We start from the raw sequence: 24,849 nt of genomic DNA on the forward strand, positions 1-24,849 counted from the left end.
TTATGATACCGTAGTGGCAAGCTGTTTTTTCATACTACCGGTTTCTGATAAACGTTGATGAAAAGAAAAAGCTTCGCTTAAAATATGTGGTGTGTGCCCGCCAAATCCAGCCGCTCGATTATAATAATCTAATAAATCAGCTCTGTAATCTGGATGTGCACAATTGTTTATAATAACTAAAGCACGTTCGCGTGGTGCTAATCCACGTAAATCGGCAACGCCTTGATCGGTTACAATAACATCAACATCATGCTCGGTATGATCGTGATGCGAGACCATAGGAACGATTGAAGAAATATTTCCGTTTTTAGCGGTTGCTGCGGTTACAAATATTGAAATGTAAGCATTACGTGCAAAATCGCCCGAGCCGCCAATACCATTCATCATATTTTTACCTAAAACATGAGTTGAATTTACGTTTCCGTAAATATCGCATTCTAACGAGGTATTAATTCCGATAATTCCTAAACGACGAATAACTTCAACTGAATTAGAAATGTTTTGCGGGCGTAACATGATTTTAGATTTGTAATGATCTAGATTAGCAATAACCCGATCGTAACAAGCTTGAGAAAGCGTCATAGAACAAGCCGATGCAAAATTCATTTTTCCAGAATCAATTAAGTTAAAAGTTGAATCTTGTAAAACTTCAGAGTACATTACTAAATCTTCAAAATCAGAGTTTTGTAAACCATCTAAAACAGCATTAGCAACTTTACCAATACCGCATTGTAAAGGCATTAATGATTTGGTTAATTTGCCTTGAGCAACTTCGTTTTCAAAAAACTTAATAATATTGTTTGCAATTGCAGTTGTTGCTTCATCGGCTGGCTGAATATCACCTGGTGCATCTTCAATATCATGAAAAACAATGGCAATTACTTTACTAGGATCTATTTTTAAACTTTCGGTTCCAATTCTGTCATCTGCCTTTAATATTTCAATTGGTTTACGATTTGGATATTTTGGAACTGAAACTATATCGTGCAATCCTTTAATATTTTTAGGAATAGCGGTATTAATTTCTAAGATAAGTTTGTCAGCATATTCGGCAATAGCTACGTTATTTCCGATTGAAGTGGTAAAAACCAAAGATCCGTCTTCAAGAATTTCTGAAACTTCTAAAATTCCAATATCTAAATTCCAAATGCCATCCATAATTTGTTCGCTAGATTCGCTTAAGTGCTGATCAATAAACAAAACTTCTCCTTGGTTTATGGCTTTACGTAATACATTATCTACCTGAAATGGTAAACGTTTGGTTAATGCATTACTTTCTGACAAAGCAGCATCGGTACCATGTCCTAATGATGCTCCGGTTAATAAAGTTATTTTAAGATCTTCATTTTTAGCTCTTTCTGCTAAAGCTTTTAAAACAACTTTAGAATCTCCTCCACGGGTAAATCCCGATGAACCAACGGTCATTCCGTTTTTAAAAAACTGAGCTGTTTCTTCTGCAGAAACTACTAAATTTTTAAAAGATTCGTATTTTATCCTTTCCAAACTCATATAACTTATGTATTATTTAATTTTGTAGTGTAATTTTTATCAAATATTTTGTTTTAATTTTAACAAGTAATTTATTTTAATTACTTTGTATCACAATTTACGACAATTAACCAATGTCTTAATATCGCAAAAAGACATAAACATATTAAAAAAGGACATAGTTATGGAAAAAAACGGAGAAAAATACTATATAACAGATGTTGATCTAGATGCATCAAGCATTTATTGTCACCATGATTTGATGGGGGAACTTTTAATTCCTACACACAGCCATGAAAAAGATCAGTTCTTATATACAGAAGGCGGTATTGTATATGTAACGACAGAATTAAGAAATTATTTTTTACCTGCTCGACATTTTATCTGGATTCCGGCTGGAGTTAAGCATTCTATTCATCCAAGTTCTGAAGATGTAATTATGCGTAACCTTTATTTTCCGAAAGAAAAAGGGGATATTGCATTTTATAAATCGGAAGGAATTTACCCAGTAAACGACATTTTATTACAAATGATTATGTTTACGAACCGTTGGAATGGGGATTTGCGCAAAGGTTCTAGAAATTATACCATCGCTAAAGCTATTAAAGCTATTTTACCAGAAATTTGCCATAATATTTTACCATTATCGTTACCGTATCCAAAAGATGATCGTTTGATAAAGATAATTGAGTACATAGATTCACATATTGACGAGTACTTATTGTTTTCTGAATTGTCAGCAAAATTTGGCTTTACAGAGCGATCGCTACACAGATTGTTTCAAAAAGATATGGGTATGTCTTTTATTCAGTATTTCACTGTTAGGCGCATGCTACGCGCTATTGAATTACTTTTAGAGCAACGCCTACCAATTAATGAGGTTGCACAAGCCGTTGGTTATACAAGTACTCCAACATTTAGCAATACGTTTAATAAAGTTTTAGGACAACGCCCAAGCGATTATTTAAATAAGTTAGAAATTTTACGAAAAGTATAAAAAAAGCACCTGTTTTAACAGGTGCTTTTTTTAGCTATTAATATTTTAATTGAATCCAATTTGGAGATTCTGATGATTTAAATTCCATAAAATAATCGTTCTTTTTATAGGCAACTGCAACATCTGAATGACGAGATAAAGCTTCGTTATCAAAATAAACAGTATAAACATAAAAATCGTTTGGTGGAACTACGTAGCAGTATGCACGAATTTTAGAAACCACAAAATCTTTATTCTGATTTTTTGAATGATGAGCTAAATTATTTTTATCGTAAAGATTTCTTACAAAGTTTTCTTTAGATTTATTAATTTTAGTTTTGTATCTTCTTTCAGTTTCACCAACAAATTCATTTCTATTTGATGCTACTGGTGATGTTGCTGGCTCAAAATTGGCATAATCAAAATTGTTTTTTAATATTTTATCATCATTTTTAACTAAAAAATAAATATCATTTTTAGAAAAAAACAATGTATCTGCATTTTCATTTTTGATGTGAAATTTTAAAAGATATATGTTACCAACATTTTCTTTCGGAAATTCATATCCAATATATTTTACATGAACTTGCGCATTCATTGTAAAACAAAAAAACAAGGATAATAAAGTAAAATATAAATATTTAATTTTCATAATAGGTTATTTAAATGGTTAGATGAATTTTAAGCGTAATTTGTATGTTAACGTAATCTTAAACAAAAAGATTGTGTTACTCCTAAAAATAAATAAAAAAAGCAAACATTTTAAAAGTAATGTTTGCTTTTTTTATTTATTCCGCTAATTTTTTTAATCCTAATTCAATTAATCGTTCTACCGTTTTATACGGATCTTCACTAAAAGTTCCGTTAGCACGGTTAGCAATAATGGCATTTAAAGATAATGCTTGGTGCCCTAAAAGCTTAGATAAGCCGTAAATGGCTGAAGTTTCCATTTCTAAGTTAGAAATCTTGATTCCATCAAAACTAAAGTTATCCATTTTATGGTTTAAATCTGCATCTTGAATGGGTAAGCGTAAAACACGACCTTGTGGACCATAAAAACCACCAGCTGTTGCAGTAAAGCCAGGGTGTACGCCAGCAATATTTCTGAATTTACTAGCTAAAGTTTCACTGCCTTTAAAAACATACGGACGGCCTTTACGTAAATCCCAATTGGTATGTTTAACAAACGCATCTTCAATAGCTGTTTCAGAGATGCCATCGATTTGATAAGAACGCATCATGTTATCTAAACCAATGGTGTATTCTGAAGCTACAATAGCATCAACCGGAATATTTGCTTGTAACGATCCTGATGTTCCGAATCGAACAATATTTAAGCTTGTTAATTGCGGTTTTATTTGACGTGTTTTAAAATCAATATTAACTAAAGCATCTAACTCATTTAATACAATATCTATATTATCTGGTCCGATGCCGGTTGAAACAACCGAAAAACGTTTGCCTCGAAAAGTTCCGGTATGCGTTTTAAATTCACGCTTTTGGGTTTCAAACTCAATTGTATCAAAATGTTTAGAAACTTTTTCTACTCGGTTCTGATCGCCCACTAAAATAATATTAGTAGCTAAATCTTGCGGTTTTACGTTTAAATAATAAACGCTTCCGTCTGGATTTATAATTAATTCTGATGATTTTATTTCCATATTAACCTCCTACACGTTTTACTTTATAATTTTTTTTACTTAAATAGTCCATAATCTTGTCACGAAAATTACCCTGAATAATAATTTCGCCATCTTTTGCAGCTCCGCCAACACCGCATAAAGTTTTAAGTTCTTTGGCTAATGCTTTTAAATCGTTATCAGTTCCTTCAAAACCTTTAATAATGGTTGCTATTTTTCCTGCTCTATTTTTTTTATCTAAATGGGCTTCTAAGCGTTGGTGATTAGGCGCTAAGGTTTCAGTTACTTCTTCAGTAGATTCAAATTCAAAATCTTTATTTGTAGAGAAAACAAAACCACCTAAATCTTCTAAACTAGACATTTTTTTTGCCATACCTTATTATTTTAAAATAAAAAGACACTGAAAAATTCAGTGTCTTTAATCTTATATAAATTTACAGATTATTTTTTAATTAATCCTAATTCTACCAATCTTTCGTATAAAAATTCTCCAGCGGTAATGTCTTCATATTGTTTTGGATGATTTTCATCAATACAATTTTCTAAACAATTAAGCGGCATAGAGCTTATTGGGTGCATAAAGAAGGGAATAGAATAACGTGATGTACCCCATAATTCTCTTGGTGGATTCACAACTTGGTGAATGGTAGATTTTAAACGGTTGTTAGAATGGCGTGATAACATATCACCTACATTAATAACTAACTGATCATCTTCTGCAATAGCATCAATCCATTCGCCTTTGTGATTTTGCACTTGCAGTCCTTTACCTTGAGCTCCCATTAATAAGGTAATTAAATTGATATCGCCGTGAGCTGCAGCGCGAACTGCATCTTTTGGTTCGTCTAAAATAGGAGGGTAGTGAATTGGGCGTAAAATTGAATTTCCGTTTTTAACGTAGTTGTCAAAATAAAATTCATCTAATCCTAAAAAAATAGCTAAAGCACGTAATACGTAAACTCCAGTTTTCTCTAGCATTTTATAAGCTTCTTTAGTTGTAGCATTAAACTCAGGTAATTCTTCAACTAAAACATTTTTTGGGTATTCAGCTTCTAATATCGGATCGTTCTCAACAAATTGACCAACATGCCAAAATTCTTTTAAATCTCCAACTTTTCTGCCTTTAGCCGATTCTTTTCCGAAAGAAACATAACCGCGTTGCCCGCCAATTCCAGGAACAATGTACTTTTCCTTAGTTTCGATAGGTAATTCGAATAAGTTTTTAACTTCTTTATATAAGTCGTCAACCAATTTAGGTTCTAAAAAGTGACCACTTAATGCTACGAAACCAATTTCTTCGTAGGCTTTTCCGATTTCATTTACAAATTTTTGTTTACGTACCGGGTCATCCGATAGGAAATCACGTAAGTCAACACTAGGAATGTTTTGCATTGTACTTAGTAGTTTGTATAATTTTTACAAAAGTATAAAATAAATGGTTTGCTTGTTTAAAAAGATGCCATTAAGGTTTAGTTTTTTGCAATTAATCAAAAAATTTATAAAATTCGCTATAAGAATGTTGTAAATCTAACACCAAAGCATTGGCTTTGTTAGTATCGGTTTCTAAATTTAGTGATTTTACCAAAATCATATGCGGATGTAACCATTTGTGCAATTCTTCATGTGCTTGGCCCGTCATGGTACAACTTTTAATTAATTGATTGTTTTGTTGCTTAACCTGATCTGCCAAAGCCTTAAAATCGGTTTGTCCTTCTTGAATAAAAGCATTTACCAAAGCTTCTCCTTGAGATACAAAAGGTTTCATTTCAGGGTTTACAGCCCATTTTTCGCCTTTGTTAAGTTCCAATCCGTTCGGATTAGTTTGGGGTTGGTTTACTATTTTTGTTGTTAATTCATCAACTTCTACTAGCTCGTTTTTCTGATTGCAACTGATGCAAAATCCAACACAGATACTTAAATAAATTATTTTTTTTATCATAATTTTTACAGCTTAGTTTAAAGAATAACTTACATATAATAAAGAAATAATGCTGTATTTATTGCTTTTACTTGCATTTTTTATTCAACTTAAAATACTTTTTGGGTAAATGATTAATTTCAGACTTTTTCTTCCCGAATTATTTTTTTATAAAAAAAGGTTAATTAAATTAGTAACTTCATAATGTAATTTATTTTTTTAAGTCAAATACATAAATAATAAAAACACAATTAACTAACTAACAAAAACAAGAATGAGTTATTACCAAATTGAAAATTTAGAAGAATATTTTAAACATTATAAAAAATCGATTCGCGAACCTAAAAAGTTTTGGGGTAAAATTGCTGAAGAAAACTTTACTTGGTACCAAAATTGGGATAAAGTTTTAGAAGGAGATTTATTTCAGGCCAATGTAAAATGGTTTAGCAATGCAAAGTTAAATATTGTAAAAAATTGTTTAGATCGTCATTTAAGTAAACGTGGTAACAAAAACGCAATCATTTTTGAACCCAATAATCCGGACGAACCAAGTCAATTTATTACATACAACGAGCTTTACGAACGTGTTTGTAAAATGGCAAACGTTTTACTAGAACAAGGCGTTAAAAAAGGAGATCGTGTTTGCATTTATTTACCAATGATTCCGGAATTAACCATTTCTATCTTAGCTTGTGCGCGTATTGGTGCCATTCATTCGGTAATTTTTGCTGGTTTTTCTGCATCAGCTTTAGCTTCACGTATTGAAGATTGCGGAGCAAAGCTTGTAATTACTTCAGACGGAGCGTTTCGCGGAAATAAAGTTTTAGATTTAAAAGCAATTGTTGACGAAGCTTTAACGCAAACGCCAGAAGTTGCTAAAGTTTTACTTGTAAAACGTACCAATAACAAAATTAACATTGTACCAAATCGTGATTTATGGGTTGATGATTTGCTAGCAGCCGCATCATCAAACAGCGTGGCCGAAGTTATGGATGCCGAAGATCCATTGTTTATTTTATATACTTCTGGTTCTACCGGAAAGCCAAAAGGCATGTTACATACAACAGCTGGATATATGGTTTATGTAGGCTACACGTTTAAAAATTTATTTAATTATAAAGAAGATGATATTTTTTGGTGTACTGCCGATATTGGCTGGATTACCGGACATTCGTACAATTTATACGGCCCGTTATTAAACGGAGCAACAACGGTTATTTTTGAAGGCGTACCATCGTACCCAGATTTTGGTAGGTTTTGGCAAGTTATTGAAAAACATAAAATTACCCAATTTTATACCGCACCAACAGCCATTCGTGCCTTAGCAAAAGAAAATTTAAGTTTTGTAGATAATCACGACTTAAGTTCTTTACGCGTTTTAGGTTCGGTTGGAGAACCAATTAATGAAGAAGCTTGGCACTGGTACAACAACCACGTAGGACAAAAAAAATGTCCAATTATTGATACATGGTGGCAAACCGAAACCGGTGGTGTTTTAATTTCTGCTTTACCATTTATTACGCCAACCAAACCAACCTATGCAAGTTTACCTTTACCAGGGGTTTTACCGGTTTTAATGGATGATAAAAGAAATGAGATTGATGACAACCAAGTTGTAGGTAATTTATGTATTAAACAACCATGGCCGGGCATGGCTAGAACCATTTGGGGCGATCACCAACGTTTTATTGATACGTATTTTACTGCTTTTCCAGGTAAATATTTTACTGGAGATGGTGCTTTACGTGATGAAGTTGGTTATTATAGAATTACAGGCCGTGTAGATGATGTTGTAATTGTTTCTGGTCATAATTTAGGAACAGCTCCGATAGAAGATGCAATTAACGAGCATCCGGCGGTTGCAGAATCTGCTATTGTTGGTTATCCGCACGATGTAAAAGGAAATGGATTGTACGGTTTTGTTACTTTAAAAGAAATTGGAGAATACCGCGATCGTAACAACTTAATTAAAGAAATTAACGAACAAATTGCAACCAGCATCGGACCAATTGCAAAATTAGATAAAATTCAGTTTGTTGAAGGTTTACCTAAAACCAGATCGGGTAAAATTATGCGACGCATTTTACGTAAAATTGCCGAAGGAGATTTTTCTAATTTTGGAGATACATCAACCTTATTAGATCCAGAAATTGTTGATAAAATTAAAGACGGTAAAATCTAAATAAAAAAAATCCCAAACATTGTTTGGGATTTTTTTTATTTTTTAAACGCTGTACCAAGTAATTAAATAAATAGCTAATAGCGCTAAAACAATTCCAACTGCGTTTATTTTATTTATTTTTTCTTTAAAAATAAAATAACCTACAATGGTTGATAAAATAATAACTCCCAAATTCATTGTGACAAAAACAATAGTAGGATTATCTTTTAAAACCTGATGTGCTTTTATGTAGGTATAAATATTACCAAAATTTAAAGTTCCTAATAAAAGCCCCCATTTTATAGTATTTAAATTATAAACAACTTTCGGTTTTTTAAGCAAAGCAATTACAGAACTAATTATAAAAGCTAAAGTAAAAATAAATAATAGGGAAGAGGTGTACGAAATGTTTTGAATTAAAGCAATTTGTTTAAACAAAACATCAACCAAACCATAGCCTAATAACACCAAAATAGGCATAAAATAAAACGATGTGTTTTTTGTAATACCTTTTTTGTATAAAATTAAAAATATCGCTAAAAATCCAAGCGCTAACCCAACTATTTTAGATTGATTTAAAACCTGATTCCAAACAAATACCGAAACCAAAATAGGAATAAGTAATGAAAAACGTTGTGCAATATCGGTTTTAATAATACCAACCTGTAAAATTGATTTATTTAATATTAAAAATAAAGTTGGTAATAAAATACCTAATAATGCATAAATAGGTAAATTATCGGCATAGGTTTGTATGGTGTAATAGTTGCTATCAAACAAAAAATAGCAATAAACAATCGCTAATAAATAATTAAAATGAATGATTGAAAAAACAGAAACATTACTATTTTTAGCCCATTTAAACAAAGCTGCAACGCTAACGCTACAAAAAATACTGATAAGTAAATAATACATTTTTAAAAGAGTATTTTAGAAAACGCTTCTGGTGCATTGCTTACATTGGTTGTCCAACTTGATGCAGCATCTTCATCAGCTCCGTCAGAAATAAATTTTAAACATAAAAAATCAATTTCATATTGCTTGGCTACTAATGCTAGGGCGTAAGCTTCCATATCAACAACAGTAAACGGTTTGTTTATTAAATTGGTTTCAAAATTATCGCCTGTGCCACAAATTCCTTGCTCTAAATTAGGTAATTTAATCCCATAATCTAAAATTACAGGTTGATTGGTTAGTGGCGTTTGATACAATTCAAAACCTAATCCGGTAACATCCATATCGCGTTGAATAAATTGCGTACAATTAACAATGGCATATTTTACAAAAGTTGTACTTCCGGCCGTACCTAAATTAATTATAAGTTTAGGTTGATATTTTTGAATGGCTTGAATTACTTTTAAAGTTGCGTTTATTTTACCAATTCCGGTAAATACAAGGTTATAATCATTAAAAAAAGTTCCTGCTTCAGATTCTAAAGCAAAAACAAATAAAATTTCGTTTTTTTCGTATTTTACTGCGTTTATAATCATGGTATAAAATAAAAAAACCGATGAAAAAATCATCGGTTGTTATGCGGAGAAAGAGGGATTCGAACCCCCGGACCTGTTACAGTCAATAGTTTTCAAGACTACCGCAATCGACCACTCTGCCATTTCTCCTTACTTGTAATCGGATGCAAATATAAAACTTTTTTTTAAAATAAAAATTAATTATTCGTAATTACTTTTGGGCTGCTATATTCGCTATTTAAAATTAAAGATAAATCACCGTGTAACTGATTTAAAAAATCGGTAATTAGCTTAATATGACCATTAATTTCTTTAACTACTTCAGCATACGATTTTAGCTCGTAAACATATAAAATTTGAGCTAAATCTTTCTGAATGTTAAGTTTATATTTCTGTGCGAATTCGCTCAAAATATCTTTAATTACCGGTGCATGATCAGAATTGATATAAAAAAATGTTTCGCTTAACTGAATTTTATCTTGTAAATGCGACGGAATATTTTCAGACATTATGTTTACAATACAATCAATAACCGATTTATAGTTTTTAATGGATTTGGATATCAGGCTCTTTTTTTTAAGCCAATCTGTCGATTCTAAGGTTTCAAAATCATCTATTTTTTCTTCAATAAACGAATCTGTTGCGGGAACAATACTCAAAGTTAAGTTGTAATTTTTCATAAGGAATAAAGATTAGATTTTAGGACTCTACAATTTAATTAATTTAATGTTAAAAACAAGAGATTAATTTGAAAAAAACTTATATTTAAGCTCAGCAATTATATTTAATTGAATAATCCCTAAATCTGATGAAAAGAAATTTTATCCTATCTGTTGCAGTATTCGCATTATTTCAGCTTCAAGCCCAAGCTCAAATATTAATTCCACAATCTAGTTCACGCGCTAATAATGAACAAGTTATTGGTTTAACTAAGGTAAAGGTTGATTATGCCCGTCCAAGCATTAAAGGCCGAACCGTTTATGGCGAATTGGTTCCTTACGGAAAAATGTGGAGAACCGGAGCGAATGAAAATACAGTAATTCATTTTTCTACCGATGTACTTTTTGGTGAAGTTCCGGTAAAAAAAGGCAGTTACGCATTATATACATTACCTAAAGCAGATAATTGGGAATTTATTTTATATAAAGATACAAACAATTGGGGGTTACCAGAAAAATGGGATGAAGCCAAAGTTGCAGCCGCGCAACTGCTAAACCAGAAAGCCTTTCTAGAACAGTAGAAAATTTTACAATTGATTTTAATCATATTGATACCAATGGCGCTTCGTTAGAATTAGCTTGGGAAAAAACGATTGTTGCACTAAAAATTTTAGTTCCAACAAATGAAATTGCTATGAAAAGCATAGAAACAACCTTAGCTGGCCCAAATGCAACCGATTATTACGAATCAGCTCAGTACATTTACCAAGCTAATGGCGATTTAAACAAAGCGTTAATATGGGTAAATACAGCTATTGATATGAGCCATAAAGCAAACGAAACTCCGTTTTGGTACTATCGTTTAAAAGCTTTAATACAAGCTAAATTAGGAGATTATCGTGGTGCAGTTGATGCGGCAAACAAATCATTAACAGGTGCAGAAAAAGCAAATAATGCCGAATACATAAAATCTAATACAGATTCTATTAAAGAATGGAGTAAAAAGATATAAAGAAAAAGGAGTTCAAATAGAACTCCTTTTTTATTTAAAATGGTAAATCATTATCATCATTATCCGCATTTGCCTGCGATTCGTTTTGTGGCGCAACCTGATTGTGATTGGTTTCTGTATTTCTTTGTGAATTGGAGTTGGCACTATCTACAAACTCAATTTCACGAACATTACAAATCGGAATTGCAACAGCTTGTCCATCTTTTACATAAGCTTCAGCACCTGCTTTTCCTGTAACCAATAACTTAGTTCCTTTTTTTATATAAGCAGCTAAATTGGGTGATGTGGTATAACGCGTACATCTAAACCATTCGGTGCGCGATTGCTTTACGCCATTAGTATCTTTCCAGCTTTCGGTAACAGCTAAATTAAAACGAATGGCATATCTATTATTTTCAAATTGATGCGTTTCGGCATCGTTTCCTACATTTCCTAACAGAATTAACTGATTCATAAGCTCGAGTATTTTTGGTTTATTTAAAGATACAAAAATTAATACACGGCTTTTAAATTGTTAATAAAATAATTTTCAGGCGAATACGTATATTGCGTTAGTTCAGAAACTAATTCTTTTTTAGGAACATAATCTTTATGCTCGGTTCCGTAATTAATACGAATCATCGCAATAGGCGATTCATACAAATCTTCAAAGTTATTTTTAGCAAATAAAAAATAGTTTGATAAAACGCGCGTATTTAAATGCGTATCCGGATTTACTAACAATTGGCTACAAACATCGTTGGTAGAAATTAACGAAACTATTTTCCCATTTAACAGCTGAATAAAAACTTTAGCATTTTTATCGATGCATTTAGCCGGAATAAAATCGCTATTTGCTTCAATCAATTGCATGTATAAATACAAAACACCACTATCGTTAACCATAGAAAAATTTAGGATTTCTTTGCGGTTGCCAAATATTTTTTCATCCATAATGTATTCTACCGTTTTCTTTACATCAATAGAATCGTTTTTTTCGTGAAAATCAATTTGAGCTTCTTTAAACTTTTCTTGAGCTATGGATTGAAAACCTACAAAAAGTAGAAATAATAAGGCTATTTTTTTCATAATTAAATTTTAGAGCAAATAAGTATTGTTTTTTGTTGATTGCTGGTTGTGGTTGCAAAAGCATAAACCGAACCGCCGTCAGCTATTTTATATTTTTTTCTTAACTCTTCTACCGAAACCGGAAAGTTACGGGTAGTAAGATTCATTTTTTTATTTTTTAAATATTCATTCGCGTTTATCTTCGTAAATTCAAAGCTGTTCTCAACTTTAAAACTTCGTCCCGGAAAATCTGTTACCAAATGATCTGACGTGTACAAATGCGAATGTGCGTGTAATTTAGTTAATTTATATGTATTTGCAATAGCATGAAATAAGCCCGATTTCATTATAGCAGCGTTAGGTTCGTAAACAAATTGTTTAGGTATGCTGTAAACAACTTCAGCATCATCTTGTAAAAGATGCGTAAAAACCTGATTGCCAGATTTACTAATATTTACGGTTTGTACCTCAATAGCGCCATCAAAATTAAGCTCAAGTTCTAATAAAAATTCTTTTACTTCATTTTCTAAAGCAATAATATGTACTTTTTTAACAAACTTTAGTTCAGAAATGGCTAAAGAAATATCTAAAATAGGGGAGTTTTTAATTAAAATAGAATTTGAAAACGTAAAATAATAATCTAAAAGTTCTGGCACGTTTGGCAAGCAATCTTTTAGCATAAAAACTTTACCTTTTATATCGTTTCTGCGCGAAGGATCAACATAAATCCAATCAAAAGTTTCGTTTAAATCTTTTAAAATTTCAGTTGAATCTCCGGTTTTGCAAACCACATGATCTAACCCAAATTCTTTACAATTATGCGCTACAATTTGCGAAAGTTTTTCATTCATTTCACAATGCACCACGCGTTTAAAATATTTTGCAAAATAAAATACATCAACCCCGAAACCGCCCGTTAAATCAATTAACGAATTACCCGAAATAAGTTGTGCTTTATATGCTGCAGTTGCTTCTGACGAAGTTTGCTCGACAGATAATTTACTTGGATAAACAATGGATTGAGCAGCAAACCAAGTAGGTAATTTAGTTTTGCTTTTTTGCTTGGCAACAATCTGATTTAAAACATCGGCCCAAACCAAATCTGGAAACGGATTTTTTGTTAAGGCCAGCTCTGTAATTTGTGCGGTTAGATTTTGGTTTATAAACTTTTGCACCTCGGGGTTTAACAAACGTAAAGGCATTATTTTTTAATTAAATTGGTTAATTGAAACAACATAATGGCTGTTGCCTGAATTACGTTCATGCTGCTGTTTTTACCATACATTTCAATATGTACTTTTTGATTGGCTAAATCTAATAACGATTGCTGAATGCCATTAACTTCGCTACCAATTAATAAATAAATGGGTTGGTTGGTGACTTGTAATTCGGTAAGCAGAATACTATCGTCTGTTATTTCTAAAGCAAGTACCTGTGCCTGATTTTGTTGAATTAATTCGCACACAATCTGTGTGTCTTCAACTAATTCAAAAGGTACAATTCGGTGCGTACTTCTTGATGTTTTATTTATTTTTCGATCAACAAATGGAATGTTTTTTCCGAGTAAAATTATTTTTTCTACGCCATAAGCTTCCGCGATTCGAAACAATGATCCGATATTTTCCTGAAAATACAAATGATCAGAAATAATGGTAATAGGAAAGTTTTGGTGATTAAATTGCGTTTGATTATGTGTTAATTGTTCAGACATATTTAATTGCTAAAAGCGTAATTTATAATATTGGCACCCATTTGCAGCGCAGTTTTACGTACGTTTTCAGGATTGTTATGAATTTCTGGGTTTTCCCAGCCGTCACCCAAATCGGTTTCGTAGGTGTACAAAAGTACAATTCTATTTTTAATTATGATAGCAAATGCTTGGGCAGGTTTGCCATCATGCTCATGAATTTTAGGTAAACCGTTTGGAAACGAAAAGGGCGCTTGAAAAATAGGATGGTTTTTACCCAATTCAACCAACGGTTGATTGGGAAATATTTTGGCAATTTCATTACGAATGTAAACATCCATACCGTAATTATCATCAATATGTAAAAAACCTCCATTTTCTAAATACTTACGTAAATTTTTCATATCTGCATCAGAAAAAGAAACATTTCCATGCCCTGTCATATGCACAAATGGATATGAAAATAGGGCAGTGCTATTTGCCTCAACCGTTGGAATATTTTTTTCAATACGCGTATTAATTTGCGCATTACAAAACTGCACTAAATTAGGTAACGAAGTTGGATTAGCATACCAATCGCCACCGCCATTGTATTTTAACAAAGCAATTTGCTGTGAAAATGCAGTTATAGCTAACATAAAATGCAAGAAAAATAAGGCAAACCTCATAACTATTTTTTTTATAAATATAAAAAAAGGCGAGAAACAACTCGCCTAATTCTTGGTTTATTTTTGATAACTAAATTCTAACGGATTAGAAATGTTTTTTGCTTTATTTTCTGCTTCTTGTGCACGTAATTCTACACGTCTAATTTTTCCGGAAATAGTTTTAGGTAATTCGGTTACAAATTCGATAACGGGGCATTTTATAAGGTGCCAAATGTTCGCGTGAATACGTAAACAATTGATTAGCTAGTTCCTGGTTGGGTTCATACTTTTTATGCGTAGAAAGTACAACAAAAGCTTTAACCTCAAATCCTTTAACCGGATGCGGGGTACCAACAACGGCAGATTCTAGCACGCAATCGTGTTCTAATAAAACCGATTCAACTTCAAACGGACCAATGCGATAATCTGATGCTTTAATTACATCATCATCGCGCCCAATAAACCAAATATATCCATCAGCATCACGATATGCTTTATCTCCGGTATAATATAAGCCGTGTTTAAAAGCTTGTGCTTCACGTTCTTTATCAAACAAATATCCTTTAAAAATGCCGTTAATAGGTTTATCACCATTCATTTTAATACAAATATTTCCTTCTTCGTTATCAGGTAAAATAACACCATTTTCATCAGCAATAACTACATCGTATAAAAACAAAGGTTTACCCATTGATCCGTATTTTAAAGGCGCACCAATTAAATTACCTATAATACAGGTAGATTCGGTTTGTCCAAATCCGTCTCGAATCGTAATTCCGGTTCCTTTTTTCCATTCCTCAATAATTTCAGGATTTAAAGGCTCGCCAGCTGCTACGCATTGTTGCAATGAAAATTGATATTGTTTTAAATCTTCTTGAATAAACAAACGTAAAACGGTTGGTGGCGCACATAAAGTTGTTATTTTATGCTTTTCGATTAATTTTAAGGTAGTTGCTGCATCAAAACGATTTAAGGTATGATATGCAAAAATGGTTGCGCCCATATTCCAAGGAGCAAAAAAACTACTCCAAGCAAATTTAGCCCAACCGGGTTGCGATATGTTATAATGAATATCAGAATTATTTAATCCAATCCACGCTGTGGTGGTTAAATGCCCTAAAGTTAAACTTTGATGTGTATGACAAACAATTTTAGGTAATCCGGTTGTGCCCGAGGTGAAAAATAAAAATAATGTATCATCTGGATTGTTAGCTGCGCCAGATGCATTAGTTGATTCTTTTTCGATATCTGCTAACGAATACCAACCAGGGCAAGTACCTTCGGCAATGATTTTAACAGGAATTTGTTTTCCTAAAATTTGTTCTGCCTCTTCAGTTTTAAATGCGTTTTCCTGATCTGCAAAAACAATCTTTGGAAACGTTTTCTCGAATCGGTAAACCAAGTCTTTTGTTCCTAGAATAGATGCTGCAGGAATCATCTGAAAACCACCTTTAATATTTGCTAAAATAGCAACCCAACTTATGGGCTGTAACATTATTTGGGTTAAAACAACATCACCTTTTTTAATGCCTTTATTGGCTAAAAAGTTAAGTAATTGATTGGTCCAACTGGCTAATTGTAAAAAAGAATATTCTTTTACATCGGTTCCGTCAGTCCATAATAAGGCCGTTTTATTTGGATGATTTTGGGTATGAATTCCTTCAAAAACATCTACAACCCAATTCATTTTATTCGGTTTTGTTAACTTATAATTTTGTAACGCGGAGTATTGTTTGTCTGCTAGCAGTTTGGTAACTTCTGTAAATAACGTTTTCATATTTATTTAATGTTTTCTGAGATTGTTGTTTACACAAGTTAAACAATTTGTATGGGAACTTATTCAATATCAACTATTTTTACGAAAATTTAAGTTGATTAATAAAAAACATATTTTTAAATGCAGTTAAAGCAAATTTTAGTTTATATTTAATATTTAAAATTCAATCATGCGCGTATCAAATATATTTTTAACGGTAGATATTGTTTTATTTAAAAAGCAAAATACAGCTACAAAAGTTTTATTAATTAAACGTAAAAACGAACCTTTTAAAGATTGCTGGGCATTACCTGGTGGATTTGTTGATCAGGATGAAGATTTACATGCAGCAGCTTTACGTGAGTTAGAAGAAGAAACCAGTATAAAACTAACTGCATTAAAGCAATTAGGTGCTTTTGGAACGCCAAAACGAGATCCGCGCAGCCATGTAGTAAGCGTTGCTTATTTTGCGTATGTTGCTACAGATACAACCGCGGTTGCTCAAGATGATGCTAAAGATGTAGCTTGGTTTGATTTAGAAAATTTACCCGAAATTGCTTTTGATCATGCCGATATTTTAAAATTAGCTTGCAGCCGATATTTATAAACAAAAAGGAGAACTTAAAGTTCTCCTTTTCTTGATGTATTGATTTATCGTTAAACATTGTATTTATTGAAAAACATCAATAAATATAGGATGTTAAGTGATTTTTAAACAGTTTGTTTTTGCAATAAATATCACTAAATAACATTAGATATTAATTCACCGTACAATAATCATACAAATTGTTTGTAATTTGTATTTTTGTATAAACAACAATATTTATGGCTACGGTTAACTTCTTATATCGATCTAAGTTAGATTCGGCTAATCTTACTGCACGCTTACTATTCAGGCACGAAGGTAAGGATTATACTTTTGATGCTTTAATTAGAAAAAAAGTCACTTTAGAATTTTGGAAAAAACGAAACAAAAAAATTAGAGATGTAAACTTTAATAATCTTCAAAATGAAATAAACAATGAACTAAGTGAGGTTAGAACTCATGTTTTAAAAGAATTCGATAGTGTTTTTTATTCTAATCAAGAATTGCTGACAAGTATTATTAACAAACAGTGGTTGATAAATGTTGTATCATCATACTATAGTGTAGGCTCAAACCTTAATGATAAGCTAGTGCCAAATAGAGTTGTCGATTTTTTTGATTATTTAAGAGAAACAAGGAAAGATGAATTGGCTCCCAGGTCTCTTATTAAATATACTACTTACAAAAAAATTGTTGAGAGATTTGAAATTGAAACTGACAAAATAATTTTACTTAAAGACCTTGGTAATAACCTCAAGTTTGAGCTAGTTGATTATATGAAGAAAGAGAAATATTCTGTCTCATCTATAAAATCAACAATAAAGTATTTACGAGTTATATGGGGGCTGGCTAATAAATTAGGTATTGAGACAAATAAACTTTTTGATCCGCTAAAAATGGAGAAAGACCCAGAGTTCAAAATATACTTAACTTTAGATGATTTAGCAAAAATAGAGCAAATGGGCAATACTGATCTCATTGATGCTCGGGACTGGCTAATAATAAGTTGTTATACTGGCCAAAGGATATCTGACTTCATGAGATTTGAATCTAGTATGATTAGAGTTGAAAATGATGTAAAGTATATTGAGTTTTCTCAGCAAAAAACATCTAAGAAAATGACACTCCCGTTACATCCAAAAGTTATTGAAATACTAGATAGGAGAAAAGGAGAGTTCCCTAAGAAAATACCAGAAAATAGATACAATGAAGAAATAAAAACGATCTGCAGAATTGCAGGCTTAGAGGATTTGATTATGGGTAAAAAATTCATGCCTTTCGGTGAAAGTCAAAGAAGATATGAAGGTGAATATCCAAAATGGGAATTGGTATCTTCACATATTGGTAGACGGTCATTTGCAACAAACTTTTATGGTAAAATACCAACTACATATTTGATTTACGCAACTGGACATGGAACAGAAGCACAATTCTTAAACTACATTGGGAAAAGTAACAAGGATCTTGCTAAAGAACTATTTAACTATTTTAAATAGAAAAGGAAGCTGTATTAGCTTCCTTTCTTATTTTTTATAAAACATATTATCTTCTATTCCGAAAATGTAATTAGCATTAACTTTATATAAATCGCAAGTTTTCTGAATCTGTACGGTTGTGAAATGATTAATGCCTTTTAAAATTTTGTAATAAGTTTCTGGAGTCATGTCTATACTTAAACAAAACCACCTTTTATTTTTAACTTTTTTTTGAGCAATTAAATACTCAATTACTTCAATCATACGTTTATCGCAATCGTACATTAAGAAAATTATTTATATTGATTCTAAATAATATTTGTATATTTGTTTGTAAACCTAAAATCCTTTGAATTATGTCTATAAGCGAATCAAATCAATCAGCACCAATAGCAAGGCATGATATTATTAGTGAAGATGCTTTAAATTGGAGTGACGAGTATTCTAAAAAAATTAAAAAAGCAATAAAGCTTAACAATCAGTTTTTGAAATCACTAAAACAAATAAGAAAAGAGCTAAGTAAATCAGCTTAGTAAAAAAAACTTTTGTTTTTCTTTAATGTATTTACCTATAAATCCTGAATCAGCAATACTTTTTGCTTGTTCAGGATGTTTAGTGTTTAAAAAATCAATGCATTTATCTAACGATGTCTCAGAAAGCTCTTCTATTTTTTTAGATTTATTTAGTTGATCTTGTAGTTTATTACCAGTAACCTTAATTTTAAAATCAAATACTTCGTCAATAATTTTTGATATTTCTTTTTCTAATTCTCTCATAATTAATATACATCACTTAATAATACTCAAACTCAACAACATTTTCTCCGTATTGTGATTTCTCAACTTGTTTTATTGGGAAGCTTTGTGCATTGTTCGTCAGAAATAAGGTTGTTTTAGTTATTGTTCGATGGTTAAATCTTTATAGTTTATTGTGCCGTCTTTCATAACAATAGTAACTGAGAAGTTCGAGCGAATCATTGCTCCAAAGCTATTTTGACTGTCAACCCATGAATTTACCTTGTACTCTCCATCTCCTATATAGCTAACATGACTGTATTTTTCATTTCTTCCTGGAAATTCAGCTGTTGCAGGGGATTTTAATTTACTTTTTACAGCATCTTCAGCGTATCTATATGCTTGAAATGAATCGGAATAAGAATTTGTAGAAGTATTGGATGTATCTTTGGTAGAAACCTCAATTACATAGCCAATAAATATTAGTACTAATATTGCAAGTCCCCAACCTAAGCAACCGCTATTTTTTTTAATCTTAACTCCACAACTTGGGCAGTTTTTAGCCTTGCTACTTACTTCATTATTACATTCTTTACATTTTATTAATGCCATAATATATAAATTGCTTAATCAGTTAAATATTTACAAATGCTTACGCTGAATTTTTCCTTTAATAACAAATAATCTTAGAATATCTTTTTTATTTATTACGGTATCTCCTTTATAATTTGGATTTGAAGAACGTAAAATAACTTTAGATTCATCTTCGTGCTGAAACAAAAGCTTGGCAGCTCTAATATCGTTAGCGTTAGAATTTGTTACAACAAAATAGGCTTCGCCCCAAAAAATAACATCTAAGTTAAAAACCTGCTTAATGGCTATTATTTCTCCAGAACAAAAAGCTGGGTACATACTATCTCCAAATATAGGCACATAAGCCGTACAGTCATTAAAATGTTCGTAATTAATATAAAAGGTAGGCACTTCTTTAAAATCACTAAAACTCGATGTTATACTTGCTGTAGCTTCAATATCTTCATAATATGGTACGCCTGGAGTTGGGGTGTTTTCTTTTTTTGCAACAACTTCGTTATTCACAATATTGTTATTTATAAATTCACGCAACATATTTTCTTTAGATGCTGGAATAACTTCTCCTTTTTCCCAATTAGATATTGTATTGTGTGAAACACCAAGAATAATAGCTAACTCCTTCTGTGTTAAGCCTAATTCTTTCCTTTTATTTCTTATTTCTGTTCCAATCATAATTTAGAATAATTATAAATTACATAATATTTGTAATATTGTGAATTCAATGTTTGTTTTTCATAATATTGTGAATTACATTTGTATCACAATGTAACAGAATGATACACAAATATTGATTGTAAAATCAAAGTTACATTTTTTAAAAACACGCTCATTGACATATTGGATAATTTAGAAACGGTATAAATAAGCCGAGGGTAGTTATACCTCCTGAGGATCGGCTGAAAGGGGAAAAATAACAGCCTTTGCAAAGAAATGGTAAACGGAGCGATACCGACAAAGGCTCTATAATCACTAATAAATTTGGTTAAGATCATGAATAAAAACAATGAAATCAGGGTAGTAACTATAAAGGGCTTATGTGATATTCTAAAATGCAACAGAGTAGATTATTACAGAAAGTACAAAGATAGATTACAAAGATACCCAACAGGAACTAGGTATGTTTATTTTTTAGAAGAAGATGTATTGAATCTTAAAAAAGAGATTGAATCAGTAAATCTAAAAGTAGTATGCTAATGGATTTCCTTTTACTAGCAAGTTTATTTGGGCTTGTAATTATTGGATTAGCACTTTTTTTTAAATGGCTAATAAAGAAGGTTAATTGGTTGAATCGAAAATTTAACCAATAAAAAAGCCAGTGCTCGAACACTGACTTTAATAAAGTATAACACAATTAAAAAAATAATTATGTCAAAATTCTCTAAGACAAAGGTACTAAACTATTCTTCAAAAAACCTACTGGTTAATATCATTATAAAAGAGATTGATAAAAGAATAGAAAAAGGAGGTTCGGTTATCGAACAAATATTAATCGCTAAACAACTTGATTTGCCGGCTTGTCATCTTATTGCGCAACGAGTTTTAGAAAATCAAAAAAACTAAAGATTATGAAAACATTTATAATTATCGGTAAAGTGCAAGGCGTATTTGTCGAATACACAAAACAAGCAGTAAGTGAACCGGCAGCCAAAATGATTGCTAAACAATTAGGTTTGAAATCAGTAAGAGTAAAGGAGGTAAGTAATGATTAACGCATTTATAGAATACTTAAAAAACAGAAATGTTTTTGAGGGTAGAGTTGGGAATTTTAATTCCTTCTACACCGAAATACTTTTTCAGGATCATTACTTCCAACTGGACTTTGACTTCATAAAAAACAAGGTTAAAGTAGCTGTTTGGGTAGAAATTGACGATGAAGATTTTATACAGGTTGGTTTAGATAAAAAAGAAATGAGTAATCTAATCAATTACTTAGAAAACCTACAGCCTAAAAAAGAAGAAGAACCAATAAAAGATTTATATAGCTATTACGGCGTACAACCTCAAAACTTTATATAATTATGACTAATCAAGTAACTACACAACAACAAAATAAACCTATCACAGTGAAAGGTTTATTCAACGCGGAATCAACTAAAAAGAGATTCGAAGAATTATTAGGTAAAAAAGCACAAGGATTTATTTCGAGTGTTATTCAGATAACAAATAATAACAAGCTACTTGCAAACGCAAATCCAACAACAATATTAAACTCTGCAGTAATGGCTGCTGCTTTAGACTTACCTATAAATCAAAACTTGGGATTTGCTTGGATTATTCCTTTTAAAGGAGAAGCTCAATTCCAAATGGGATGGAAGGGCTATATACAATTAGCTATTAGAACCGGTCAGTATAAATCAATAAATGTAATTGAAGTTTACGAGAATCAATACAAGAAATGGAATGCTTTAACCGAAGAATTGGATGCAGATTTCGATATTGATGGGGCTGGAGAGGTAATTGGTTATGTGGCTTATTTTAAGTTAATAACTGGATTTGAGAAAACAATCTATTGGAGTAAAGATAAAGTGAAAAAACACGCTTCAAAATATTCTCAAACCTACGGCAAAAAAACTTCTCAAGGTAAGTTGATGCATTCTCCATGGAATGATGCAGACCAGTTTGACGAAATGGCAAAGAAAACATTAGTTAAGCAACTTATCTCAAAGTGGGGTATCATGAGTATTGAGCTAAATAAGGCCGTTGAATCCGATCAGGCTGTTATTGAGGATGATGGAAACTACAAATATGTAGATAATGAAACGGTTGATATTCAGGTAAACGAAGAAGTTTCAAGAGCTTTAGAATTTATGAATAATATAAATACAGCTGAAGATTTAAAAAGCTTTAAAGAAAGTATTTCACAAGATTTATTTGTTCAAATTGAGTCAGATATCACTGAAAAAGAAAATCAATTATTGTTTAACCAAGCAACTGCTGAATAATGAATTTCAATAACTACTTATTCAGGTGCTCAAGTTTGGGTAGGATAATGGTGGGGATTAACCCACCACTTACCTCAAACCAAGAAGCTGAACTACAACGGCTTTCTGAAAAGCACCAATCAGGTAAATTGACTGAAAAGCAGATAATCACATTGGGCGATTTACTAAACAAAAAATCAAACCCAAGGGATTTGACTATCGGAGTTAAGAATTATCTGCAAGAACTTCACGTAGAAACTTTGTTTGCACGATCTAAACACATCACAAACAAAAACTGCGAAAAAGGTATTAATGTAGAAGAGCAGTCTTTAACGCTTTATACATTAAGCCAAAACAAATTTCTTCAAAAAAACAAAGAACGTTTTAATAATGATTTTATAACCGGAGAACCAGACAACAAGCAAGGGATTATCCGGGATATAAAATCAAGTTGGGATTTTTCAACTTTTCCTTTTCATGACATTGACCTAAAAAACAAAACTTACTATTGGCAAATGCAAGGTTACATGTGGCTTACTGGGCTAAAGAAAGCGGAAATAGCTTACTGCTTAGTTGATACGCCATTCAAGAATATTGATGATGAATTAAGACGTTTGGATTGGAAGTTTGAATTGTTTGATGGTGACGGAAATATCAATGAAGATCGTATTGAATTGGTTGTTGAAACGGTATCTAACTTAATCTACACTAAAAAAGGTTTAGATGAATACTGCAACCAATCACCAAACATCCGTATTGAATGGTTTACAGATTTTAAAGAGGTTGATTCTAAGTATAGAATTAAAATATTTGAGATTGACTACAACGAAGCTGATGTTGAGCTTATGAAAGTTCAAATTACAAAATGCAGAGAGTACATGAATGAACTGCAAAAATCTATTAATTAACATTTTTACAACCAAAAAACATGAAAAATATCGATTTTACTAAGCTAAAGCATAACGAGAATACTATTGAAAATCAAAAGCATTTTGATGCGAATCAACCCAAGTTTTCAAACCAATGCAAGATCGTCTACGATGCCCTTTTACGAGGAGAAAGATTAACTACTGCATATGCATTAATTCATTACGGAATAGGGGATTTAAGACGTAGAGTTAAAGATTTGAAAGACAACTTTAATATTCCTGTTGAAAGTAGAGAAATTAAAGGCCGGTTTAAAGAATATTACTTACCAATCAACACTAATTAATTATGAATCAAATACAGATCATACAAGTAACTCCTGAGCAGCTTAAACAAGTTGTTCAGGATGCTGTAAAAATCGAACTGGAGCAGTATTTAAAAAATCCGGAACCACAAAAAGAAGATGAATTGCTGACACGAGAAGAAACGGCAGAACTTTTAAAAGTGAGTTTGGCAACACTTGATCGTTGGTCCAAGAATGGTAAGATGCAGCCTTTAAAAATTCAGCATAAAGTGTACTTCAAGAAGTCTGATATAGAAAAGGCGTTGAAGCCTGTTTTAAGGTAGTTTGGAGGTTAGATATGAGCAAGGATAATACATTTTATTTTAGCCATGATTATAACGCAAGAAGCGATATAAAAATACGAAATTTAATACTTAAACATGGCGCATTGGGCTATGGTGTTTACTGGATGCTCATTGAGGATTTGTATAATAATACGAACGTATTACCATTGAATTACGACCTTATTGCGTTCGATTTACGAGTTGATAAAAACGTAATACAATCAATTATTAATGATTTTGATTTATTCATTATCGACGGCGATTATTTTGGCTCTTTAAGCGTGCAAAGAAGACTTGATGAACGTAATGAAAAATCTAGGAAGGCAAGAGAATCAATAGCTAAGCGTTGGGAAAAAACAAAAACAGATACGAACGTATTACGACCTCAAAACAATCGTAATACTATAAAGGAAAGTAAAGTAAAGGAAAGTAAAGTAAAGGAAATAAAAGAATCTACTACTGACGTAGTAGATAATACCGACGACGACTTTTCAAAAATTTCAAATTCAAAATCTTCTATTAAAAAAACAGAACCTGAAAAAAGAAAAAAAAGTTGCGCCAAAAAAAAGAAATGAAGATTTCGCT

33 protein-coding genes, 1 tRNA gene and 1 pseudogene are annotated in these 24,849 nt (G+C 31.6%); 15 read left to right on the forward strand and 20 right to left on the reverse strand.

Features of this window, described 5'->3' with window-relative positions; all coding sequences use genetic code 11:
- Window positions 1–1,509 (reverse strand): succinate CoA transferase, encoded by a 1,509-nt coding sequence (locus tag K5I29_RS03925; RefSeq protein ID WP_264434541.1) that lies wholly within the window; start codon window positions 1,507–1,509, stop codon window positions 1–3.
- A 163-nt stretch (window positions 1,510–1,672) separates the two neighbouring features.
- Between K5I29_RS03925 and K5I29_RS03930 the strand changes: the two genes are divergently transcribed.
- A complete protein-coding gene (locus K5I29_RS03930) occupies window positions 1,673–2,485 on the forward strand; it encodes a helix-turn-helix transcriptional regulator (protein ID WP_264434543.1) in 813 nt (270 codons plus the stop codon).
- 37 nt (window positions 2,486–2,522) lie between these two features.
- Here K5I29_RS03930 and K5I29_RS03935 read toward each other — a convergent pair whose 3' ends face one another.
- From K5I29_RS03935 to K5I29_RS03955, 5 genes are all read right to left on the reverse strand, one after another.
- Window positions 2,523–3,116 (reverse strand): hypothetical protein, encoded by a 594-nt coding sequence (locus K5I29_RS03935; RefSeq protein WP_264434544.1) that lies wholly within the window; start codon window positions 3,114–3,116, stop codon window positions 2,523–2,525.
- Window positions 3,117–3,252: 136 nt separating this feature from the next.
- Window positions 3,253–4,125 (reverse strand): nucleoside phosphorylase, encoded by an 873-nt coding sequence (locus tag K5I29_RS03940; RefSeq protein ID WP_264434545.1) that lies wholly within the window; start codon window positions 4,123–4,125, stop codon window positions 3,253–3,255.
- 1 nt (window position 4,126) lies between these two features.
- Complete coding sequence (locus K5I29_RS03945; protein WP_264434546.1) at window positions 4,127–4,477, reverse strand: translation initiation factor; 351 nt, start codon at window positions 4,475–4,477, stop codon at window positions 4,127–4,129.
- A gap of 68 nt (window positions 4,478–4,545) precedes the next feature.
- On the reverse strand, window positions 4,546–5,496 hold the full coding sequence (locus tag K5I29_RS03950; RefSeq protein WP_264434547.1) for an isopenicillin N synthase family dioxygenase: 951 nt from the start codon (window positions 5,494–5,496) through the stop codon (window positions 4,546–4,548).
- Between the two features lie 91 nt (window positions 5,497–5,587).
- Entirely contained in the window at window positions 5,588–6,043 is a 456-nt protein-coding gene (locus K5I29_RS03955) for a hypothetical protein (RefSeq protein ID WP_264434548.1), read from the reverse strand.
- 253 nt (window positions 6,044–6,296) lie between these two features.
- Here K5I29_RS03955 and acs point away from each other — a divergent pair, with 253 nt between their 5' ends.
- Complete coding sequence (gene acs, locus K5I29_RS03960; protein WP_264434549.1) at window positions 6,297–8,204, forward strand: acetate--CoA ligase; 1,908 nt, start codon at window positions 6,297–6,299, stop codon at window positions 8,202–8,204.
- 42 nt (window positions 8,205–8,246) lie between these two features.
- Here acs and K5I29_RS03965 read toward each other — a convergent pair whose 3' ends face one another.
- The 4 genes from K5I29_RS03965 to K5I29_RS03980 form a co-directional block, all read right to left on the reverse strand.
- A complete protein-coding gene (locus tag K5I29_RS03965; protein WP_264434550.1) occupies window positions 8,247–9,098 on the reverse strand; it encodes an EamA family transporter in 852 nt (283 codons plus the stop codon).
- A gap of 2 nt (window positions 9,099–9,100) precedes the next feature.
- Window positions 9,101–9,706, reverse strand: a complete 606-nt coding sequence (locus tag K5I29_RS03970; protein ID WP_264434551.1) for a 5'-methylthioadenosine/S-adenosylhomocysteine nucleosidase family protein — start codon at window positions 9,704–9,706, stop codon at window positions 9,101–9,103.
- An 11-nt stretch (window positions 9,707–9,717) separates the two neighbouring features.
- A tRNA-Ser gene (locus K5I29_RS03975) sits at window positions 9,718–9,802 on the reverse strand.
- Window positions 9,803–9,849: 47 nt separating this feature from the next.
- On the reverse strand, window positions 9,850–10,311 hold the full coding sequence (locus tag K5I29_RS03980; RefSeq protein WP_264434552.1) for a hypothetical protein: 462 nt from the start codon (window positions 10,309–10,311) through the stop codon (window positions 9,850–9,852).
- Window positions 10,312–10,460: 149 nt separating this feature from the next.
- Here K5I29_RS03980 and K5I29_RS13395 point away from each other — a divergent pair.
- Both K5I29_RS13395 and K5I29_RS13400 read left to right on the forward strand, forming a co-directional pair.
- Window positions 10,461–10,921 (forward strand): annotated as a pseudogene (locus K5I29_RS13395) (DUF2911 domain-containing protein); the annotation flags it as partial.
- Between the two features lie 84 nt (window positions 10,922–11,005).
- Window positions 11,006–11,323 carry a hypothetical protein gene (locus tag K5I29_RS13400; RefSeq protein ID WP_317134318.1) on the forward strand — a complete coding sequence of 106 codons (318 nt, stop codon included), beginning with the start codon at window positions 11,006–11,008 and terminating at the stop codon, window positions 11,321–11,323.
- Window positions 11,324–11,357: 34 nt separating this feature from the next.
- On the opposite strand, the gene K5I29_RS03990 is transcribed toward K5I29_RS13400, so the two are convergent.
- The 6 genes from K5I29_RS03990 to K5I29_RS04015 form a co-directional block, all read right to left on the reverse strand.
- Window positions 11,358–11,777: a single-stranded DNA-binding protein gene (locus K5I29_RS03990; RefSeq protein ID WP_264434553.1), complete on the reverse strand. Its 420-nt coding sequence runs from the start codon at window positions 11,775–11,777 to the stop codon at window positions 11,358–11,360.
- Between the two features lie 38 nt (window positions 11,778–11,815).
- A complete protein-coding gene (locus K5I29_RS03995; RefSeq protein WP_264434554.1) occupies window positions 11,816–12,391 on the reverse strand; it encodes a hypothetical protein in 576 nt (191 codons plus the stop codon).
- Between the two features lie 2 nt (window positions 12,392–12,393).
- Window positions 12,394–13,572 carry a class I SAM-dependent methyltransferase gene (locus K5I29_RS04000; protein WP_264434556.1) on the reverse strand — a complete coding sequence of 393 codons (1,179 nt, stop codon included), beginning with the start codon at window positions 13,570–13,572 and terminating at the stop codon, window positions 12,394–12,396.
- Window positions 13,572–14,081 (reverse strand): TrmH family RNA methyltransferase, encoded by a 510-nt coding sequence (locus K5I29_RS04005; protein ID WP_264434557.1) that lies wholly within the window; start codon window positions 14,079–14,081, stop codon window positions 13,572–13,574. The genes K5I29_RS04000 and K5I29_RS04005 overlap by 1 nt, the downstream gene beginning before the upstream one ends.
- A 2-nt stretch (window positions 14,082–14,083) precedes the next feature.
- Window positions 14,084–14,725, reverse strand: a complete 642-nt coding sequence (locus K5I29_RS04010) for a DUF4159 domain-containing protein (protein ID WP_264434558.1) — start codon at window positions 14,723–14,725, stop codon at window positions 14,084–14,086.
- Between the two features lie 160 nt (window positions 14,726–14,885).
- Window positions 14,886–16,481: an acyl-CoA synthetase gene (locus K5I29_RS04015; RefSeq protein ID WP_264434559.1), complete on the reverse strand. Its 1,596-nt coding sequence runs from the start codon at window positions 16,479–16,481 to the stop codon at window positions 14,886–14,888.
- 169 nt (window positions 16,482–16,650) lie between these two features.
- Here K5I29_RS04015 and K5I29_RS04020 point away from each other — a divergent pair, with 169 nt between their 5' ends.
- Window positions 16,651–17,067 (forward strand): NUDIX hydrolase, encoded by a 417-nt coding sequence (locus K5I29_RS04020; RefSeq protein WP_317134296.1) that lies wholly within the window; start codon window positions 16,651–16,653, stop codon window positions 17,065–17,067.
- Between the two features lie 218 nt (window positions 17,068–17,285).
- On the forward strand, window positions 17,286–18,542 hold the full coding sequence (locus tag K5I29_RS04025) for a phage integrase SAM-like domain-containing protein (RefSeq protein ID WP_264434560.1): 1,257 nt from the start codon (window positions 17,286–17,288) through the stop codon (window positions 18,540–18,542).
- A gap of 27 nt (window positions 18,543–18,569) precedes the next feature.
- Here the strand turns inward: K5I29_RS04025 and K5I29_RS04030 are convergent, their stop codons facing one another.
- Window positions 18,570–18,806: a hypothetical protein gene (locus tag K5I29_RS04030; protein WP_264434561.1), complete on the reverse strand. Its 237-nt coding sequence runs from the start codon at window positions 18,804–18,806 to the stop codon at window positions 18,570–18,572.
- A gap of 71 nt (window positions 18,807–18,877) precedes the next feature.
- On the opposite strand from K5I29_RS04030, the gene K5I29_RS04035 reads away from it, so the two are divergent.
- Window positions 18,878–19,054 (forward strand): hypothetical protein, encoded by a 177-nt coding sequence (locus K5I29_RS04035; protein WP_264434562.1) that lies wholly within the window; start codon window positions 18,878–18,880, stop codon window positions 19,052–19,054.
- Here the strand turns inward: K5I29_RS04035 and K5I29_RS04040 are convergent.
- The 3 genes from K5I29_RS04040 to K5I29_RS04050 form a co-directional block, all read right to left on the reverse strand.
- Window positions 19,046–19,297 carry a hypothetical protein gene (locus K5I29_RS04040; RefSeq protein ID WP_264434563.1) on the reverse strand — a complete coding sequence of 84 codons (252 nt, stop codon included), beginning with the start codon at window positions 19,295–19,297 and terminating at the stop codon, window positions 19,046–19,048. The two genes, K5I29_RS04035 and K5I29_RS04040, sit on opposite strands and share 9 nt — an antisense overlap.
- A gap of 120 nt (window positions 19,298–19,417) precedes the next feature.
- Entirely contained in the window at window positions 19,418–19,867 is a 450-nt protein-coding gene (locus tag K5I29_RS04045; RefSeq protein WP_264434564.1) for a hypothetical protein, read from the reverse strand.
- A gap of 30 nt (window positions 19,868–19,897) precedes the next feature.
- Window positions 19,898–20,521 carry a helix-turn-helix domain-containing protein gene (locus tag K5I29_RS04050; RefSeq protein ID WP_264434565.1) on the reverse strand — a complete coding sequence of 208 codons (624 nt, stop codon included), beginning with the start codon at window positions 20,519–20,521 and terminating at the stop codon, window positions 19,898–19,900.
- 693 nt (window positions 20,522–21,214) lie between these two features.
- Between K5I29_RS04050 and K5I29_RS04055 the strand changes: the two genes are divergently transcribed.
- The 8 genes from K5I29_RS04055 to K5I29_RS04090 are packed head-to-tail and all read left to right on the forward strand — an operon-like array spanning window position 21,215 to window position 24,839.
- Window positions 21,215–21,409 (forward strand): hypothetical protein, encoded by a 195-nt coding sequence (locus K5I29_RS04055; protein WP_264434566.1) that lies wholly within the window; start codon window positions 21,215–21,217, stop codon window positions 21,407–21,409.
- 5 nt (window positions 21,410–21,414) lie between these two features.
- Window positions 21,415–21,558, forward strand: a complete 144-nt coding sequence (locus K5I29_RS04060; RefSeq protein ID WP_264434567.1) for a hypothetical protein — start codon at window positions 21,415–21,417, stop codon at window positions 21,556–21,558.
- A complete protein-coding gene (locus K5I29_RS04065) occupies window positions 21,551–21,865 on the forward strand; it encodes a hypothetical protein (protein ID WP_264434568.1) in 315 nt (104 codons plus the stop codon). The genes K5I29_RS04060 and K5I29_RS04065 overlap by 8 nt, the downstream gene beginning before the upstream one ends.
- A 2-nt stretch (window positions 21,866–21,867) precedes the next feature.
- Window positions 21,868–22,791, forward strand: coding sequence for a recombinase RecT (locus K5I29_RS04070; RefSeq protein ID WP_264434569.1), 924 nt, complete (start codon window positions 21,868–21,870; stop codon window positions 22,789–22,791).
- A 35-nt stretch (window positions 22,792–22,826) separates the two neighbouring features.
- A complete protein-coding gene (locus K5I29_RS04075) occupies window positions 22,827–23,678 on the forward strand; it encodes a hypothetical protein (RefSeq protein WP_264434570.1) in 852 nt (283 codons plus the stop codon).
- 20 nt (window positions 23,679–23,698) lie between these two features.
- Window positions 23,699–23,983: a helix-turn-helix domain-containing protein gene (locus K5I29_RS04080; protein ID WP_264434571.1), complete on the forward strand. Its 285-nt coding sequence runs from the start codon at window positions 23,699–23,701 to the stop codon at window positions 23,981–23,983.
- 2 nt (window positions 23,984–23,985) lie between these two features.
- Window positions 23,986–24,264 (forward strand): helix-turn-helix domain-containing protein, encoded by a 279-nt coding sequence (locus K5I29_RS04085; RefSeq protein ID WP_264434572.1) that lies wholly within the window; start codon window positions 23,986–23,988, stop codon window positions 24,262–24,264.
- Window positions 24,265–24,278: 14 nt separating this feature from the next.
- On the forward strand, window positions 24,279–24,839 hold the full coding sequence (locus K5I29_RS04090; RefSeq protein WP_264434573.1) for a DUF4373 domain-containing protein: 561 nt from the start codon (window positions 24,279–24,281) through the stop codon (window positions 24,837–24,839).
- The last annotated feature ends 10 nt before the right edge of the window (window positions 24,840–24,849 follow it).

The sequence above is a fragment of the Flavobacterium agricola genome, from assembly GCF_025919725.1.
Taxonomy (GTDB): domain Bacteria; phylum Bacteroidota; class Bacteroidia; order Flavobacteriales; family Flavobacteriaceae; genus Flavobacterium; species Flavobacterium agricola.

What these genes read in the sequence shown, in the direction of transcription:
- K5I29_RS03925 (WP_264434541.1), bottom strand. Translation starts at nt 1,509, where the DNA reads ATGAGTTTGGAAAGGATAAAATACGAATCTTTTAAAAATTTAGTAGTT.
- K5I29_RS03930 (WP_264434543.1), top strand. Translation starts at nt 1,673, where the DNA reads ATGGAAAAAAACGGAGAAAAATACTATATAACAGATGTTGATCTAGAT.
- K5I29_RS03935 (WP_264434544.1), bottom strand. Translation starts at nt 3,116, where the DNA reads ATGAAAATTAAATATTTATATTTTACTTTATTATCCTTGTTTTTTTGT.
- K5I29_RS03940 (WP_264434545.1), bottom strand. Translation starts at nt 4,125, where the DNA reads ATGGAAATAAAATCATCAGAATTAATTATAAATCCAGACGGAAGCGTT.
- K5I29_RS03945 (WP_264434546.1), bottom strand. Translation starts at nt 4,477, where the DNA reads ATGGCAAAAAAAATGTCTAGTTTAGAAGATTTAGGTGGTTTTGTTTTC.
- K5I29_RS03950 (WP_264434547.1), bottom strand. Translation starts at nt 5,496, where the DNA reads ATGCAAAACATTCCTAGTGTTGACTTACGTGATTTCCTATCGGATGAC.
- K5I29_RS03955 (WP_264434548.1), bottom strand. Translation starts at nt 6,043, where the DNA reads ATGATAAAAAAAATAATTTATTTAAGTATCTGTGTTGGATTTTGCATC.
- acs (WP_264434549.1), top strand. Translation starts at nt 6,297, where the DNA reads ATGAGTTATTACCAAATTGAAAATTTAGAAGAATATTTTAAACATTAT.
- K5I29_RS03965 (WP_264434550.1), bottom strand. Translation starts at nt 9,098, where the DNA reads ATGTATTATTTACTTATCAGTATTTTTTGTAGCGTTAGCGTTGCAGCT.
- K5I29_RS03970 (WP_264434551.1), bottom strand. Translation starts at nt 9,706, where the DNA reads ATGATTTTTTCATCGGTTTTTTTATTTTATACCATGATTATAAACGCA.
- K5I29_RS13400 (WP_317134318.1), top strand. Translation starts at nt 11,006, where the DNA reads ATGAAAAGCATAGAAACAACCTTAGCTGGCCCAAATGCAACCGATTAT.
- K5I29_RS03990 (WP_264434553.1), bottom strand. Translation starts at nt 11,777, where the DNA reads ATGAATCAGTTAATTCTGTTAGGAAATGTAGGAAACGATGCCGAAACG.
- K5I29_RS03995 (WP_264434554.1), bottom strand. Translation starts at nt 12,391, where the DNA reads ATGAAAAAAATAGCCTTATTATTTCTACTTTTTGTAGGTTTTCAATCC.
- K5I29_RS04000 (WP_264434556.1), bottom strand. Translation starts at nt 13,572, where the DNA reads ATGCCTTTACGTTTGTTAAACCCCGAGGTGCAAAAGTTTATAAACCAA.
- K5I29_RS04005 (WP_264434557.1), bottom strand. Translation starts at nt 14,081, where the DNA reads ATGTCTGAACAATTAACACATAATCAAACGCAATTTAATCACCAAAAC.
- K5I29_RS04010 (WP_264434558.1), bottom strand. Translation starts at nt 14,725, where the DNA reads ATGAGGTTTGCCTTATTTTTCTTGCATTTTATGTTAGCTATAACTGCA.
- K5I29_RS04015 (WP_264434559.1), bottom strand. Translation starts at nt 16,481, where the DNA reads ATGAAAACGTTATTTACAGAAGTTACCAAACTGCTAGCAGACAAACAA.
- K5I29_RS04020 (WP_317134296.1), top strand. Translation starts at nt 16,651, where the DNA reads ATGCGCGTATCAAATATATTTTTAACGGTAGATATTGTTTTATTTAAA.
- K5I29_RS04025 (WP_264434560.1), top strand. Translation starts at nt 17,286, where the DNA reads ATGGCTACGGTTAACTTCTTATATCGATCTAAGTTAGATTCGGCTAAT.
- K5I29_RS04030 (WP_264434561.1), bottom strand. Translation starts at nt 18,806, where the DNA reads ATGTACGATTGCGATAAACGTATGATTGAAGTAATTGAGTATTTAATT.
- K5I29_RS04035 (WP_264434562.1), top strand. Translation starts at nt 18,878, where the DNA reads ATGTCTATAAGCGAATCAAATCAATCAGCACCAATAGCAAGGCATGAT.
- K5I29_RS04040 (WP_264434563.1), bottom strand. Translation starts at nt 19,297, where the DNA reads ATGAGAGAATTAGAAAAAGAAATATCAAAAATTATTGACGAAGTATTT.
- K5I29_RS04045 (WP_264434564.1), bottom strand. Translation starts at nt 19,867, where the DNA reads ATGGCATTAATAAAATGTAAAGAATGTAATAATGAAGTAAGTAGCAAG.
- K5I29_RS04050 (WP_264434565.1), bottom strand. Translation starts at nt 20,521, where the DNA reads ATGATTGGAACAGAAATAAGAAATAAAAGGAAAGAATTAGGCTTAACA.
- K5I29_RS04055 (WP_264434566.1), top strand. Translation starts at nt 21,215, where the DNA reads ATGTCAAAATTCTCTAAGACAAAGGTACTAAACTATTCTTCAAAAAAC.
- K5I29_RS04060 (WP_264434567.1), top strand. Translation starts at nt 21,415, where the DNA reads ATGAAAACATTTATAATTATCGGTAAAGTGCAAGGCGTATTTGTCGAA.
- K5I29_RS04065 (WP_264434568.1), top strand. Translation starts at nt 21,551, where the DNA reads ATGATTAACGCATTTATAGAATACTTAAAAAACAGAAATGTTTTTGAG.
- K5I29_RS04070 (WP_264434569.1), top strand. Translation starts at nt 21,868, where the DNA reads ATGACTAATCAAGTAACTACACAACAACAAAATAAACCTATCACAGTG.
- K5I29_RS04080 (WP_264434571.1), top strand. Translation starts at nt 23,699, where the DNA reads ATGAAAAATATCGATTTTACTAAGCTAAAGCATAACGAGAATACTATT.
- K5I29_RS04085 (WP_264434572.1), top strand. Translation starts at nt 23,986, where the DNA reads ATGAATCAAATACAGATCATACAAGTAACTCCTGAGCAGCTTAAACAA.
- K5I29_RS04090 (WP_264434573.1), top strand. Translation starts at nt 24,279, where the DNA reads ATGAGCAAGGATAATACATTTTATTTTAGCCATGATTATAACGCAAGA.